This window comes from Sporosarcina sp. FA9 (assembly GCF_051550205.1).
Lineage (GTDB): Bacteria > Bacillota > Bacilli > Bacillales_A > Planococcaceae > Sporosarcina.
In genome coordinates this window covers 917631-933960 of the sequence record NZ_CP188819.1, presented here as the reverse complement: position 1 = coordinate 933960, position 16330 = coordinate 917631, and the positions used below count along the sequence as shown (strand labels likewise).

The window sequence follows — 16330 nt, the reverse complement described above, 5'->3', positions numbered from 1 at the left end:
AAAACCGGTTCGTGTGCCCTGTCACAGTTCATTTCGTCGCATAAATTATAAAGGAATGATAAGAAGGAGGTGGAATTAATGGGATGTGGAAGAAACGATGATATCGTTGATAACCGAGGCAAATGCAACACTCATTGTATTTGCGAGGTTGTTCGAGCGATTCGACGTATTCAAGATATTCGTGATGATGTAGATTGTGATGACTGTAAAACGGATTGTTTCATTACACCGTTAGGTAGCCTAGTAAGTCCAACAAGGAATCGTGCAAACACGCGTGTATTTATGCTGTTAACAAAAGACGGAACACCATTTAAAGCAATGTTTAAAAAATCTAGAAGACGTAGAAATGAAGATGTTTCTACAACAACTGATTCAGTTCAACGTGATAGCGATAACTGTTTTTCAGTATTTTTTAGAGTACAAAACGTATTTGACAATTGCTGTGCAACATTACAAGTTCTTGAACCACAAGATGCTAGAGGTAGAAGAGTAAACCTTTTCACCCATGGCAAATTAGACTATGACGCAATCTGTAGAGTTGAAAGATTTGAAGCAACAGGTTCTTGTGTAACAGTAGACTTGACTTGTTTCTGTGGAATTCAATGTGTTAAAGATGTATTTATTGAATGCGAAGAGAACTAATCAATTAAATTGCAATGCCCCATCTGTCTGACATGAAATTGTCAGGCAGTTTTTTCATAAAAAAAAGGCAAATCGAGTTTCCGATTTGCCTTTTATTATTTACGTTTCATGGATTGGGTGTCCACGCCAAAGGATGTCATCAATGGATGAAATCTCCAAAGCAACCACTCCTTCATTTTCACCGTGAAGATCAATGAACACCGTTTCTCCTTCGATTTTATTAATGGACCCTTTTAATATTTCATTACTTGTTATGAATTGAAGTGGTTTATAAATTGCACGTTGAAACGCACCGTCCAAATAAATAACTCTTTTAAGGACGGATAGGTCAATTTCTGGATTGGTGTTTTCCGTCAACACTACTTGTTCATCAGATTCTTGAAGTTCCTCTTCATTCATCATGAATACTGACGTACTTTCTTCATCTCTAACGACAACTCGAATAAATACAGGAGGTCCATCGACAAATAACATAGGTTTATTGTGTGAAATAATGTGCACATCCTTTTTGAGCTATTATATGCGTTTAAGAATGTGGGTGTTCACTTTACAATTCGCCAATAAACAAAGTCGCTAAACCTAAATAAATAATGACACTAATGATATCATTTAATGTTGTTATAAAAGGACCCGATGCAACTGCGGGATCGACTTTCATTTTATGCATAAATAAAGGAATAAACGATCCGGAAATCGTTGCAACAAAAATCGAGACGAAAATTGCAGCACCAACTAAAAGTCCAATTACAAATTCTTGTTTCCAAACATATATTAATCCAACAACAAAAACCGCACAAACAAATCCGGTAACAAGTCCCGTACCTGCCTCTCTAACAAGCAACTTAAACTTACTTTCATCTTCAACATCTCGCGTTGCGATACCCCTTACCGCTACCGCCAATGATTGTGTTCCACTATTTCCAGCCGTTCCCGCAATAAGGGGAATAAATGCGGCAAGCAAAGCTACTTTAGAAATCGTTTCAGTAAATAAATCAATCAGATTCGCTGTGAGCATACCAAGAATTAATAAAATAATAAGCCATGGCAGTCGTTTTTTAGCCGCCGTAAATGAGTTCGTATCGAAAGTGTCCATATCGGAAACAGCCGCAAGTTTTGAATAGTCATCCGATGCTTCTTCATCGAGCACATCAATAATATCATCGACTGTAATAATCCCCAATATATGTTGTTGAAAGTCCACAACAGGAACAGCAAGGAAATTATAATCTTTTATTGTTCGTGCAACGTCTTCTTGATCATCACTAACCAGAACACTAACAACACGATCGCTCATAATTGAAGCAATAAGTGTATCCTCGTCTGCAATTATGAGATCACGGAGTGAAACAACACCTGTCAAACGTTGGTTTTCATTAACAACAAATATATAATAAATCGTTTCTGCTTCTGGTGCTTCGTTCCGCAGAATTGTCATCGCTGACCGAACTGTGGAGTTTTCTGGAATCATAACAAATTCCGTCGTCATTATTGAACCAGCTGTATATTCTTCATAATGAAGAAGTGCTTTAATTTCAATTGCTTTTTCCTTATTCATTAATGTTAAATAACTTACAGCTTGAGTTTTGTCGAGTTCATTTAGGACATCAACCGCATTATCCACAAACATATATGAAATCATGTCTGCTGCATATGTGGCATCCATCTCTTGAAGATAAGCTTTATATTCATGATCATATATTTCACTTGTCTCAAAAATTTCCGCAAGTTCTTTCGGGGATAGATAATGATAAATAAGCTGTCTCTGCTCAGGCTCGATTTTCTCGTAGAAGGTTGCTCGGTCATAAGGGTGGAGCATCAAATATTCGTTGCGGAAACTTTTCATGTCACTATTAAGTAAAATATTTCTCATTTTCTCTTCATTATACTCTATATTTTCTGGCATATTGCACCTTCCTTTCCGTTCCTATAATGCATTTATCCGGCCTATTAAGGGCATCATTGAATTCGTACTATTCCCAAAAGAGGTGCTTTCATGGAGGTTGTTATGTGCTACTAAATTTCCTAATTGAGCTTGGGTATCTGACAAAAAACGACAAATTCATTTAACTAGCACAGTGGCACTCTATTTTACAGGAGAAGCCATGGACCTGGTGCCAAATTCACTACAAACATTAAGATTATAGTTCATTCCACAATATATAGACACTTATTTATTCCCCAGGAAATCATTAAAGAAGTTTTACCGCTATACTAAAGGAATTCAGGTCCAAGAACAATATTTTCTTGAAACTACTGAGGCTATAATAAATATAGGTTTTGTAAAAGAAATTCAATGATCTCTACAAAAATACAATCATTTTCACAATCTAGTTATCTTTAACAACACCCCAAAATACGGTAAAGGCGTTATTGTCCAAACCAGAATTCGTCAAGAAATGACATCATTATAGCCATCCGGATATTTTGCCTGTTGTATCGTTATAACTGTCAAAATCGATTCTTGTTGTTTACGAATGCTATCTGACAGCACCTTCTAGCTACTCTAATAAACATGTAAGATTCACTTATTTTGATTAAGATAACGCATATCTTTTGGAACTTTGCTCTCGAACACTTTCAATTCCCCGGAAAGTGGATGGGTAAACATAAGTGCAGTGCAATGGAGCGCCTGTCGTGAAATAAATAAGACGTCGCCACCATACAAATCATCTCCAACTAATGGATGGCCCGCCCATTCCATGTGGACTCGAATTTGGTGGGTTCTTCCCGTATGTAGGTTAAGATTGACGCGGGACAGGGCACGACCTTTTATGTGAAAACGTTCGCTAACCAGCACGTCAGTCCTTGCATATTGTCCATCTTCTCGTACAACTCGCTTAATAATACTGCCGTCTTCTCTACCAATCGGCTCTTCAATACTAAACGCATCTTTCATAATATGTCCTTCTACTATTGCCTCATATCGTCTGAAAAAATCCGAGTGTATCATTTGCTGTCCTAGTAAATGATGAATATGCCGGTTTCTAGCGATGCAAATTAAACCAGACGTATTGCGGTCGAGCCTTGTTACGATATGAACAGTTGATGGCACTCGTTCTCTTGTGAATTTCCCCGCCAAGAAATTTGCAATTGTTCCAGATGGGTGATCCCTTGATGGAATTGTACTCTGGCCGGCTGGTTTGTTAACAACAATTAGTGCATCGTCTTCATAAACCAAATCAAGTTCACCGTGCTCGACCGCTAAACCCATACTAATTTTTTCAGGTGGAAATTGGATTTCAACTTCATCTCCCGGATGAAGCGGATGTCGAACATCTCGTTCTATACCGTTGACAAGTAATTTTCCACCATCGTATTTAGTAGCGGTTAATGTGCGTTTTGAAATACTTTTTAAATGCAAAAATTCCCGAAGTAGTAAACCACTTTTTTTTACTTTGAATTGAAGACGCAATTGCTCGTTCATAGTTTTCTAATTAATCCTCACTATCAATAAACGAATCACTTACACGTGTCCAAAATGGAAACGGCCGGAATCTAGCGAATCGCACTCTTTTTTGGGACACTTCATATTCAATCGATTTCACATCTTTATGTAGCAATTGTAAATGATCCACGGTTACCATGAAATCGGGTGCCTTTACCGGCTTTAATACGCATCTATGGTGGGCCGGTAAAATCAGAGGCGATCCAACTGTTCGAAACACTCTATTATTTATAGAAGCCATTTCGGTTAGTTGCATGGCGGAAATGCCTGGATGGATAATTGCTCCCCCCAATGCTTTGTTATAAGCTGTTGAGCCAGAGGGCGTTGACATACATAGACCATCCCCACGGAAACGTTCAAAGTGGTTGCCATTCAGTTCTACGTCCATTACTAGAGTAACTTCAGGAGATTTAACCGTAGACTCATTAAGCGCTAGATATTTCACACTATCCGTTCCGTTTTGATAGTTAATCGTCACATCTAATAAAGGATAGTCAATTACATTATATTCCTTCCGTGCAATAGAAATAACGAGCTTCTCAATTTCAGCTGGTTTCCAATCTGCATAAAAACCTAGATGGCCCGTATGGATTCCAACAAATGCTGTATCTATTAAACGGTGACTATATTTATGAAACGCATGAAGTAAAGTTCCATCTCCTCCGATTGATAAGACGATCCCAGGTTCTTCCTCATCATATACCAATCCAAAATCAGTTAAATACTCCTTAGCATCCGCCATAAGCTTATTGGACAAATCATCATTACGTGATTGGATAGCAAATTTCATCTATTTCAACCTTCTTTCTATCTTTCCATTTTCACCATATCGTCTCGTTGCCGTTTCTTTGAATGCACTAAAATACAAATGGGCATCTTTTACTTCATCACGAATAAGCGACATCTCTTCATCCAATCGAAAAGCAGCTTCAGCAGCACGTTCAAGTCGATGGCTAATTTCAGCAGGCAATTCACCTTCATATTTATAATTCAGTGAATGCTCGATTGAAGCCCAGAAATTCATTGCGAGTGTTCGAATCTGTATCTCAGCAAGAATTGTTAGTTCACCATGAATTGTCTGCACAGGATATTTTATAATAATATGGTATGAACGATAGCCACTTGGTTTTTTATGTGAAATATAATCACGTTCTTCAATCACTTCAAGATCATTTCGCTGTCTTAGTGTAGCCACGATTGTGGCAATATCATCGACAAATTGACACATGATACGAAGTCCAGCAATATCTTGTATTTCTTCAGCAAGTTGTTCAGACGGTTCAAACAATATTTCTCGTTCAAGTGTCTTATCATAAATACTTGCAAGAGGCTTTACTCTACCCGTAATAAATTCGACAGGCGTATGTACATCCTCAAGTTCATATTGTGAACGGATCCCTTTAAGTTTAATCTTCAATTCATCTACAGCTTGTTTATAAGGTTGAAGAAACTGACTCCATTGTCCCATTCAAAAACCTCCTAATTTCCAAATTGAAAAAAGTAGTTTTATTAAGTGTTTTGTAGAATTTCTTTAAATGCAGTCTCAACAGCACTGGTAAACTTTTCCCCGTAATTGTTGTTCCCTTCTATATTGTATATCAGCATCGTTAATTCATCCTTAAATCCTATTAGAGGCAGTAGCTTATCTCCCCATGAAAGGATTGGGTCTAAATCCGATTTCAATACATCCACCATAAGTGGCCAAACTGCTTTCGTAAAATGAACTTGACTGTATCCCTCTTCTATTTCAAGCAGATAAACGAATGAGAGTTCATCCGAGTCGGTAATCATTTTGCCAGATGGTATTTCATTTGTAAATTCAATAGCTGATGTTAAGAAAAACAGAAACTCATTTTCATTTTTTAATGCTGTTTCTACTCGTAATTGATTGTTCAAAGTAAATCCTTCCCTTCCACGTTTCGCTACGCTTAGTTTATCATATGGAGCGCAGTCTTGCAGTCTGAATAATGTGTTTCTGTGTAGAAATTGGTATACTAATTAAAAGAATGATATTTGTTAGAGAAAAGGACTGATTTAATGGAAGCTCGTACAATTCGGACATTAATGGATATTGACGCAATGCAATCCCTCGGTGCTGTTAAAAGTTTAGCCAAGGAGAATACAACATCGTCATCTATTTTCAGCTCCATTCTCGGGGAGGTGCTTGGAAGTGCTTCTGTTTCCCAAACTTCCTCTACTATAATGGATAAATTGACAAACCCAGAGAGTTTGCTCTACAGCGGTAATCAGCCAGTATTCCATCCATCGTCTCTTTCAGATATTCTAGCAAACGTGAAGCCATCTGGAATTAGTAACAACGCTCATTCATCTAATTTGAATAGTGACTACACAGCCATTATTAAACAAGCCGCTGAAAAGTTTAACTTGCCTGAAAAACTAATCTCGGCTGTTATTAAAACAGAATCGAACTTTAAAAACAGCGTGGTTAGTCGTTCTGGCGCAGAGGGCTTAATGCAATTAATGCCTGGAACAGCAAAATTTCTTGGTGTTAATGATAGTTTCGATCCAGTCCAAAATATTACTGGGGGAGCTAAGTATTTAAGACAAATGCTCAATCAATTTGGCGGGGATATGAAACTTGCACTTGCTGCCTACAATGCGGGTCCTGGAAATGTGAAAAAGCATGGTGGAATACCTCCTTTTAAGGAAACGAAAGAATACGTCCAAAAAGTACTGGGCTACTTAAATTCATAGACCAAACCTTTGTTTCAATCCTTTTAATTCAGGTCAGTTTGTTTGTTAAAATGGTGTGGGATTGGTAGAATGTCAGTACAGTCAGAGCAAAGGAGATTGACATAATGATTAGAAAACCTTTGATTCCATATGAGGAAATTGGTGCAGAGAAGTTGTCGGATTTAATCGACTTGTTTTATGCTAAAGTGGGTGTCCACCCAGACCTTATCCCGATTTTCCCGGACGACTTAACAGAAACGGCACGTAAACAAAAACAATTTCAGACCCAATACTTAGGTGGACCAAACTTATTTTCAGAAGAGCATGGCCATCCGATGATGAAAGCCAGACATATGCCATTCGTCATTACACCCATAAGAGCTGAAGCATGGCTATCTTGTATGAGAGAAGCTATGGACGAAGTTGGACTTGAAGGTAAAATTCGTGAAATTTATTATAATCGACTCGTTCTAACTGCCCACCATATGGTGAACAGGAACGAGGAGGGACAACATTGAATAGACATACTTTAATGGAATACTCATTCAGTCCTTCCGCGCTAACGAGACCGATTGAACTATATGTTTATATCGATCCGCTATGCGTAGATTGCTGGACGCTTCAGCCAATCCTTAGGAAATTACAAGTAGATTATGAGCGATACTTCACACTTCGAATTGTATTGCGAACGACTCTACCTATATTGAATTTGCAAAATGCACAAGGAAATGTGATTGTCGATACATGCGAGAAATCTCATATTGCATTCCCATCGATTGCAGTTAAAGCAGCAGAGTTTCAAGGTAAACGTGCTGGTTTTAGATTCCTAACAAAAATGCTTGAGTACTCTTACTTAAAATCTAGAAATATATCTTCATTCTCAGTACTGCTCGAAATTGCTAGGAAACTCAATTTGGATGTTGATGAGTTTACTCGTGACTTCTCTTCTAAAAATGTGCTTAGATCATTACAGGTAGATTTGTATATGGCACGGGAAATGGAAGTCGATACTGCCCCTACTTTTGTTTTCTTCAATGAAAACATAGAAGATGAAGGCTTAAAAGTAAGCGGGATGTATGGCTATGAAGTATATGAACAAATTCTTGAAGAGCTCATCGGTCAATCGATTATTCCAGATAACCCTCCTCCATTAAAGGAGCTATTTGGTCGATTTGATACATTAGCTACGAAGGAAATTGCTGAAATATATAGAATTAGCGAGAAATCAGCAGAACGAGAATTAAAAAAATGTCTTTTAAAACAACATGTCGAACGTACACCTTATCAAGATACAATGTTATGGAGAAAAAAACGATTACCAATATAAAAAATGTCCATTGTCCGGAATTCTTCCGAACAATGGACATTTTTACGTTTACAAAACAAAGAAGCATCCACTCCTGGGGGGGAATGGATGCTCTATATAAAAAAAAGGGAATGGGAGAAATCTCACGATCAAACAAAAGGGGTGTATGTTTGTATGTGATTTATTTCACATCCTTATCGTATCATCATATAACTGTAACATCAACAATTCACAAAGAGTTTCACAGGACTGTAACATTCATTATTTTTTAGAGGCGTTTTACTTTATATTTATATAACATATGTTTTGTATTCAATTAGAAAGAAACAGTCATTTACACCAAAACTTATCGGTGTAAGTGACTGTTTCTTTTTTACTTTAGTTCTTTAGTTCTTTAGTTCTTTAGTTCTTTAATAGAAGTGCTTCAAGTTCATTTAGTTTCTCTTCAAACACACGACATGCTTCTTCAATCGGTGCGGCACTTGTCATATCGACTCCTGCTTTTTTTAGCACTTCTATAGGATAATCAGAAGATCCCGCCTTCAAGAAGTTATTAATATACCGTTCTACAGCTGGTTCGCCTTCATTTAGGATTTGATTGCTTAGTGCAACTGCGGCACTATATCCTGTTGCATATTGGTATACATAATAGTTGTAGTAGAAATGTGGAATTCTTGCCCATTCGAGTCCAATTTCTTCATCGATAACTATGTCTTCACCAAAATACTTTTTATTTAATTCGTAATATTCTTCCGTTAACTTATCAGCTGTTAACGCAACTCCGTCCTGATCCAATTGATGGATACGGTGTTCAAATTCAGCAAACATCGTCTGACGGAAAACAGTTCCCCTGAATCCATCTAGCCAATAGTTCAGAAGGTAGATTCGTTTTTGCTCATCCTTAATTGTTTTTAGTAAATGATCGTTTAAAATTGCTTCATTCACCGTGGATGCTACTTCCGCAACGAAAATTGAGTAGCTACTGTAGACATAAGGTTGGTTTTTTCGTGAATAATAACTATGCACGCTATGTCCAAACTCATGTGCCAGTGTGAATAAATTATTCGCACTGTCTTGCCAGTTCATTAGCACATATGGGTTGGTGCCGTATGATCCTGATGAATAAGCACCCGAACGCTTTCCTTTATTCTCACGAACGTCGACCCAGCGGTTTTCAAGCCCTTCTTTAACAATTGACACGTATTCTTCGCCAAGTGGATGGAAGCTCTCAAGCATCGTCTGTGTTGCTTCCTCATAAGGGATTTTCATGTCCGCGTCTTTCACAAGCGGTGCATAGAGATCCCACATATGAAGTTCATCTAATTCAAAGACTTGTTTCCGAAGCGCTACATACCTCTGTAGCAAGTGGACGTTGTTATTTATTGTAGTTACAAGGTTTTCGTATACTTGTTCCGGGATATGGTTATTCGACATCGCCGCTTCACGTGCAGAGGAGTAATTGCGAATGCGAGCATTGACGTTATTGCTTTTCACATTGCCCGTTAAAGTAGATGCAAATGTGTTTTTAAATTGGCCGTATACCGAATACATCGCTTTAAATGCTTCTTCTCTAACTTCGGGATTATCACTTTCTAGGAAACCAACATATCGGCCATGTGTTAATTCTACGTCTTCACCATCATCGTCTTTAACGACCGGAAACTTTAAGTCCGCATTATTTAACATACTGAATGTTTCCGATGAACTTCCTACTACTTCGGATATTTGTGCAAGCAATGCTTCCTGCTCAGCAGGCAAAATATGTGGGCGTTGTGCATTGATTTCTTCAAATTCCTGTTTGTATAAACGAAGCCCTTCATGCTCCTCAATAGATTTCGATAATTTATCTTCATCAATTGACATGAGCTCTGGCAAGAAGAATGACAAAGCAGTCGATACTTTAACAAAAAGTGTTTTAATACGACCGTCCATTGCTTGATAGAAACCATTTGTTGTGTCTTGATCGGTTTTTAAATGTGCATATGTGTAAAGCTTACGCAATCTTACTGTCAAAGCATCACGATACTCCAAAGCAGTTAGAAGTGCTTCTGGACCATTTCCAAGCGTCCCTTGAATAGCTGCTGCTTCTAACGTGAACTCTTCAACTTCCTTATACTCTTTTTCCCATTGTTCATCGGTTTCAAAGATGTCTTCAAGGCGCCAAGTTTCTTCCACCTTTACCTCATCACGATTTAATACTTTGTTTTTATTTTCAGTTGTCATTAATAGTCCCCCTTCTCCCTTTAGTTCGGGAAACGAATCATTTCTATTTTCTCAATTTTCATTCCTTTTTGCAAGTAATCGTTCTGCAAATAGTTGAACTATTTTTTCCTCACCAAAATCACCTATGTCTTGGAGCGAATCAATGCCTACAGAAAGCAAGAGATCTCGGTACGCCAAGCAAGCTTTTATTTGATTATAAGATGGGTGGTCAAGTTCACGAATAAAATTTCTTGCTAATTCTATTGATAAATTACTAACACGTAGACCCTTTCTCTTTAAAAACCGGATCAGTCTAATTTGCCATTCACAACTATGTTCACGAAATGCAGTCGAAAATGGGAGCGGTAGTCCAATCCAAAATGGTAATTCAACAGGGTGGATTTTCAACTCATAACAACATCTTAAAAATGGGTCGTTAATCCCTTTTCTACTCAATAAAACTCGAGAGTTTAAAAATTTTAAACGGTTTGTTAAATAAATTTTTACATACTCGTTTATTTCATTGCTTGTTGCTGCTTTGGGTCGTGCAAAAGGGAAGATTTGCAACGAAATTGGAAGGACACGATGGATGCCAATATATCTCTTTCCACCTATATGAATGAGATTACTAAAATAATGGAACTGCTTTGTTAGGGGATTATATGTGAGGAAAACAAGTCCTTCTGGAGTTTTGTACGTAAAGAAGTTTACGTGAAATTTAGAGAAATCAAATACAGAGACACCTTGCGGGAGTAAGCTGATTTTTGGCGGGGTAAGCAAAATCCATATCGGTCGCATTCCTGCACTAAGGTAACCATTCGTTCTCAGTTTCATTATATTTATAGATATTGGGCTGCACTGAAACTCAATAGGTACTTTATTGGAATCTGTTGTTACGAGCAAATCAGGCCGTTGTGATAAAGCACTAAAATACGGTTCCAGTTTTACCTCTTGTCTATTTTTCAAGAAAAACTCATATAACTGTCTTTTCCCTTCAAGATGAATCTGAGTTTCTCCTTCTGAAAATGATGCTGAACAGTTCGCATGGCTCTTATGGGCAAAATGTGGAATAACAATGTCGCCGACTTTTAGATGAACGGGATCATCACATTGTGGACAAAAGAAATTAATCTTCTTTCGCCAATCTCTCAATTGTTCCTTTTTCATCGCACTGGACAGAATAATAATTGTACCATCTTCTTTTTTAGCAGTTAAAATAGCTTCTCCCTCCTCTTCTACGTCAATTTTACGAATACTCAGACAAAATAGCAAGTAGAAGTTGGTTTTTTTATATCGCTTTTGATCGGAGTATATTGTGATTATCTTCTTACACTCGATGTTTTTTGAATACTAGTTGTTTCGTTGAACAGCGCCAAGCATTGACTTCTCGAAAGTTCGCAACGTTATCGAATTAACACCGTAACTTTCGCCAAACAAAAAACGCAGCTACCCAATTAGGCGCTGCGTTGTTAATTTATTCATGGTGTTCCAAAATACGAATCTGTTTGTGTGAAAACATCAGATTTCATAATCACATTTCCATATTCCTCTAGACGATGGATTGTCATGTTGGATGCTGTTCCGAATTCTGTGATAACACTGTATAAATCTGTTTTTTGTATATCGTCCATACCGGGTTCATCATACAAAACGTGCAAGTAGAATGTGTTTTCAAGTGAGTAAAGCGATGTTGTTACATTATATTCTTTCACTCGTCCCGAAAGCATAATAACATCTTCGAATTCTTTAAAGTAAAAAGTATTTTCAAGCCACTCCATTGTACCACCTGGTCCAATCGTCGCAATTTCGTCAGTGTCATCAAAAACTTCAATGTCGGGTCGGAATGGTTTCTTGGAATCGTCTCCTGAAAAAGGGGATTCCCCCAATTGGCCATCTTCTGAAGTCTGAGCGCGTGTAACCGTTACTTCGATGCCATTATTCATCGCATGGACCTGAATCCATAATGGACCCTCGACTTCAAACTCAGACTCTTCATTGATTTCGTCCATCATTTCCCAAAAAAGTTCTTCGCTTTTATCGCGATTATACCAAACTTCTTCACGAGTGAAACCACGTTCTTCGATATCTTTATAAGATAAAAAAAACTTAACTGTATTTTCATTTATACGCTCGATTTCCATCTCTCAATCTCTCCCTTCTTACGAAATAGGTTGAATCCCATTTCTTTTAATAATATGCAGTCAATCTGCAATGCCTTACTCTTAATATATGACCGCTCTGTGAGATTTGAAAGGGTTTCGCCTTAGAACGACAACTTTAGATAGTAATAGCATTGTAGAGAACATTTTATATGAATGCAAGGCAAAAATGAAAAGCCGATAGGATTACGGCATTTTTCAATGTCATACCCCTACCAGCTCATTATTATTCTGTTCATTTAGTTTACCATGCGACGCGCTTCAAGCAACTGGTAAGCCCTAACTTTTCTTGGAAGGAAACGACGAATTTCATCTTCATTATATCCGACTTGCAACCTTTTCTCATCAAGAATAATTGGTCTTCTAAGTAGACCAGGATGTTCCTGAATCAACTCATAAAGTCTTTGCAGTGGAAGACTTTCTACATCTACATTTAGTTTTTGAAATATTTTAGATCTCGTTGAAATAATCTCATCTGTACCGTCTTCAGTCATACGGAGAATTTCTTTTATTTCATCGATATTTAGAGGTTCGGAAAAGATGTTACGCTCTGTGTATGGTATTTCATGTTCCTCCAACCATGCTTTTGCTTTTCTGCATGACGTACAGCTCGGTGACGTAAATAATGTGACCATCATAATGCTGACACTTCCTTTCAGATTGAATCGTCGCAAATGTATTTATAGAAATTTATTTAGAATAATTATAAACTAACCTTATCTAAGTAATATTATACACATATTTAATAGTGATGAATACACTTTTTGTGAAATACTTAACATTTATTGACCAATGTTCACAATTCCTTAATATTACAGGGTTTTCAATGATATATAAATCACTTTTGTGTTCTACTATCTGTTATACCCTTCAAATTGCCTAAATAAACATCCTTTTGAAAAAAAAAGTTCAGTTCTCAATTAGATTCTTCTTACTGAAAAAATCAATCTACACTTAATAGTACGTTTGTAAAAGGAAAAGGTTTCATTTATAACGAAAAAGATTCCAAAACACCTACAGCATTTTGGAATCCTATTTTACTTGTAAGTGACACCAGGAGTATAGCGATTTCCAGCATTCCATAGAAGGTATTCATTTATGCCATTATCTTTGAGCCCTTTAATTTGAGCGTCCACTTCCGTTTTACCATACTTTAAGTAGTTACCCGCTCCAAGCCATGGTGCACTGAAGTCTTGAATCCACGGTCGCGATATTGGTGGATTTTCAAGTGCACCCAATACCTCATTCTCTATTTTTGCATATTCGGATACTAAACGATATGGTTCAAGATCCGGTTTATTAATGCCGAAATAAGATGTCCAGTGACTTGGATAAATCATGGATGAAATAACATCGACATTTTCAGATATTCTTGAGAAGTTTTGACCAATTCCAGGTGCTTCCGTTAACGTTGCTGCATATCCAAAGATGTCTACAGAAACCTTAACACCATATGGTTTCAATTTCTCGCGAGCATATTCAACGAAATCAGTAATCGCTTCAACGCGTCGCTGCACTGGATCTAGTTCAGATTCTTCATAATCCTCAAAGACATATTTTAATGCATCATGACGTTTTTCAAATCCTTCTGGAAAGCGTACATAGTCAAATTGGATTTCTTGAAAACCCATTTTTGCAGCTTCAATTGCAATGTTGACGTTATGATCCCAAACTTCCTTCATAAATGGATTTACAAAGGATTCACCACGTCCATTTTTCCATACTTTATCGCCATCCATAAATGTTAAGTCATGACGTTTCTCCGCAAGCACACTGTCTTTGAATACGACAATTCGCCCAATAGGATAAATTTCTTTCTGCTCAAGTTCTTTTAACATCTTTATTGGGTCTTTTATATAAGGTTTCCCAATTTCCAAAGAGGATAACTCGGAATCCTTATCGGGAACATACGTAATGTTTCCATAGTCGTCTTTAATATCAATGACCATTGCGTTAAGGTCCGTTGTATCTAAAAGACTAACTAAAGATTCAAATCGTGCGCCTCCCGCCGAGTGTCCTGTTACATAAATCCCGCGAATAGCATCTGGGTAATGGAATGTTAATCCAGAATCAAATTTAAATAACCGGGAATTGGCAACTAATTGCTTATCGATTTCTTCAAATCCATATGTACGTTCTGTAAAATTTTCCACGTTTAGTTTTTCATCTGCCAACACCGTCATTGGAATCGTTACACAAACGGCTAATAGTAAAGCCGTCGTCCACTTTATCAGCTTCATTTCGACAACATTCCTTCCTTTCTTACAATATTAGCAATAAAATAGATTAATTGATACGTTAATTTCGCTCAATTAAATTGCAAAATACATTTCTTAGGTTTATAATTCATAAACTATTACAAACAAACGGCATCGATGGAAAGAGTATTTCTGTTTTCAGTTTTTAGAGAGTCTGTGGTTGGTGTAAACAGATAACTGAGCAGAAAGAATTGGGTTCCTGAGCTTGATGGATGAACCGCTAAATGGTTTAGTAGTCTGTCACGTTTCCCGCGTTATGGGACTTTGAGTGGCCTTCGGGCAATTCGGGTGGTACCACGGTTGAATTCGATTCAGTCGTCCCTCTATTAGTAGAGGGGCGACTTTTTTTGTGCTCCTACAGGACGTAGGCGTGCGGCTTTTGCCACAGGACGTGGCGCACTTTAGCCGCCTTCCTTTTCGACGTAGGCGTGCGGCTTTGCCACAGGACCTGGCGCATTTTAGCCGCTTTTCATTGAAAAATAAAAAAATATGGAGGAATTAATTATGAAAACAATTTTTTCAGGCATTCAACCGACAGGAATTGTAACACTTGGTAATTATATCGGAGCTATTCGTCAGTTTACTGAACTTCAGTATGAGTACGATTGTTTGTTTTGCATTGTTGACCAACATGCAATCACAGTACAACAAGACCCTACCGAATTAAGAAAGGCCATCCGTTCCCTTGCAGCGATTTACATTGCAAGTGGAATAGATCCCGAGAATTCTGTAGTTTTCATACAATCTGAAGTTCCTGCACACGCACAAGCTGGCTGGATTATGCAAAGTATCGCGTATATTGGCGAACTTGAACGCATGACGCAATTTAAAGATAAGTCTGATGGTAAGGACGCGGTATCTGCTGCTCTACTTACGTATCCCCCATTAATGGCGGCTGATATTCTTTTGTACAACACAGATATCGTCCCTGTTGGCGATGATCAAAAACAACATCTTGAAATTACGCGGGATTTGGCAGAGCGCTTTAACAACCGCTACGGCAAAGTATTAACGATACCTGAAATCAAAGTCCCTGAAAATGGCGCTCGCATTAAGTCGTTGCAAGATCCACTTAAAAAGATGAGTAAATCCGATCCAAATAAAAGAGGTACACTTTCATTATTGGACACTCCAAAAGAAATTGAAAAGAAAATAAAAAGTGCCGTAACAGATTCGGACGGCATCGTTTTATTCGACACGCTCAATAAACCCGGTGTCTCTAATTTATTGACCATCGAGTCTGCTTTAAGCAATGTTTCAATTGCGGATCTTGTAACGAAATACGAAGGTCTTGGCTACGGTGCATTTAAAGCAGGAGTCGCCGAAGCAATTGTTAACCATCTTTCCCCAATCCAAGAAAAGTATTATGAGCTTCTGGAGTCCTCTGTTTTAGATGAAATGCTCGATAAAGGTGCGGAAAAAGCGAACGCAATCGCTTCTGCTACTCTTCGAAAAATGGAGAATGCGATGGGGCTCGGTAGGCAACGGTAATCGCCAATACGAGTGAAGAACCAATCAGCAATGTGAAATCCGGCGTCCGAATGATGTAATAGATGACTTGATTCCACTCATAACCAAATGTTCTATAATTTAAATAAAATATGATATGCGTTGCGCTAATTAC

Annotated in this window: 16 protein-coding genes and 1 other annotated feature; of the genes, 5 read left to right on the top strand and 11 right to left on the bottom strand. The window is 37.8% G+C overall.

The window, feature by feature from the left end:
• The first annotated feature begins 78 nt into the window (after window positions 1-78).
• Entirely contained in the window at window positions 79-642 is a 564-nt protein-coding gene (locus ACP8HH_RS04345) for a CotY/CotZ family spore coat protein (RefSeq protein WP_438316339.1), read from the top strand.
• A 99-nt stretch (window positions 643-741) separates the two neighbouring features.
• Here ACP8HH_RS04345 and ACP8HH_RS04340 read toward each other — a convergent pair whose 3' ends face one another.
• The 6 genes from ACP8HH_RS04340 to ACP8HH_RS04315 form a co-directional block, all read right to left on the bottom strand.
• On the bottom strand, window positions 742-1116 hold the full coding sequence (locus tag ACP8HH_RS04340) for a hypothetical protein (protein ID WP_438316336.1): 375 nt from the start codon (window positions 1114-1116) through the stop codon (window positions 742-744).
• Window positions 1117-1189: 73 nt separating this feature from the next.
• Complete coding sequence (mgtE, locus tag ACP8HH_RS04335; protein WP_438316333.1) at window positions 1190-2545, bottom strand: magnesium transporter; 1356 nt, start codon at window positions 2543-2545, stop codon at window positions 1190-1192.
• A gap of 618 nt (window positions 2546-3163) precedes the next feature.
• On the bottom strand, window positions 3164-4003 hold the full coding sequence (locus ACP8HH_RS04330) for an RluA family pseudouridine synthase (protein ID WP_438316331.1): 840 nt from the start codon (window positions 4001-4003) through the stop codon (window positions 3164-3166).
• 73 nt (window positions 4004-4076) lie between these two features.
• Window positions 4077-4877 carry an NAD kinase gene (locus ACP8HH_RS04325; RefSeq protein WP_438316328.1) on the bottom strand — a complete coding sequence of 267 codons (801 nt, stop codon included), beginning with the start codon at window positions 4875-4877 and terminating at the stop codon, window positions 4077-4079.
• A complete protein-coding gene (locus tag ACP8HH_RS04320; RefSeq protein ID WP_438316325.1) occupies window positions 4878-5555 on the bottom strand; it encodes a GTP pyrophosphokinase in 678 nt (225 codons plus the stop codon).
• 41 nt (window positions 5556-5596) lie between these two features.
• Entirely contained in the window at window positions 5597-5983 is a 387-nt protein-coding gene (locus tag ACP8HH_RS04315) for a hypothetical protein (protein ID WP_438316323.1), read from the bottom strand.
• Window positions 5984-6100: 117 nt separating this feature from the next.
• Here ACP8HH_RS04315 and ACP8HH_RS04310 point away from each other — a divergent pair, with 117 nt between their 5' ends.
• From ACP8HH_RS04310 to ACP8HH_RS04300, 3 genes are all read left to right on the top strand, one after another.
• The gene (locus tag ACP8HH_RS04310; protein WP_438316320.1) at window positions 6101-6802 is read left to right on the top strand and encodes a lytic transglycosylase domain-containing protein; all 702 of its coding nucleotides are present in this window, start codon (window positions 6101-6103) and stop codon (window positions 6800-6802) included.
• 104 nt (window positions 6803-6906) lie between these two features.
• The gene (locus ACP8HH_RS04305; RefSeq protein ID WP_438316317.1) at window positions 6907-7299 is read left to right on the top strand and encodes a globin; all 393 of its coding nucleotides are present in this window, start codon (window positions 6907-6909) and stop codon (window positions 7297-7299) included.
• On the top strand, window positions 7296-8108 hold the full coding sequence (locus ACP8HH_RS04300; protein ID WP_438316314.1) for a DsbA family protein: 813 nt from the start codon (window positions 7296-7298) through the stop codon (window positions 8106-8108). Before ACP8HH_RS04305 ends, ACP8HH_RS04300 begins: the two co-directional genes overlap by 4 nt.
• Before the next feature lie 381 nt (window positions 8109-8489).
• Here ACP8HH_RS04300 and pepF read toward each other — a convergent pair whose 3' ends face one another.
• The 5 genes from pepF to ACP8HH_RS04275 form a co-directional block, all read right to left on the bottom strand.
• On the bottom strand, window positions 8490-10310 hold the full coding sequence (gene pepF, locus ACP8HH_RS04295; protein WP_438316312.1) for an oligoendopeptidase F: 1821 nt from the start codon (window positions 10308-10310) through the stop codon (window positions 8490-8492).
• Between the two features lie 51 nt (window positions 10311-10361).
• Entirely contained in the window at window positions 10362-11561 is a 1200-nt protein-coding gene (locus ACP8HH_RS04290; RefSeq protein ID WP_438316309.1) for a competence protein CoiA, read from the bottom strand.
• 206 nt (window positions 11562-11767) lie between these two features.
• Window positions 11768-12430, bottom strand: a complete 663-nt coding sequence (mecA, locus tag ACP8HH_RS04285; protein ID WP_438316306.1) for an adaptor protein MecA — start codon at window positions 12428-12430, stop codon at window positions 11768-11770.
• A gap of 257 nt (window positions 12431-12687) precedes the next feature.
• Window positions 12688-13083 (bottom strand): transcriptional regulator SpxA, encoded by a 396-nt coding sequence (spxA, locus tag ACP8HH_RS04280; protein ID WP_186669618.1) that lies wholly within the window; start codon window positions 13081-13083, stop codon window positions 12688-12690.
• Between the two features lie 402 nt (window positions 13084-13485).
• Window positions 13486-14688 (bottom strand): putative glycoside hydrolase, encoded by a 1203-nt coding sequence (locus ACP8HH_RS04275; RefSeq protein WP_438316303.1) that lies wholly within the window; start codon window positions 14686-14688, stop codon window positions 13486-13488.
• Between the two features lie 123 nt (window positions 14689-14811).
• Window positions 14812-15032: a binding site (T-box leader), on the top strand.
• A gap of 178 nt (window positions 15033-15210) precedes the next feature.
• Between ACP8HH_RS04275 and trpS the strand changes: the two genes are divergently transcribed.
• Entirely contained in the window at window positions 15211-16197 is a 987-nt protein-coding gene (gene trpS / locus ACP8HH_RS04270) for a tryptophan--tRNA ligase (protein WP_438316300.1), read from the top strand.
• The last annotated feature ends 133 nt before the right edge of the window (window positions 16198-16330 follow it).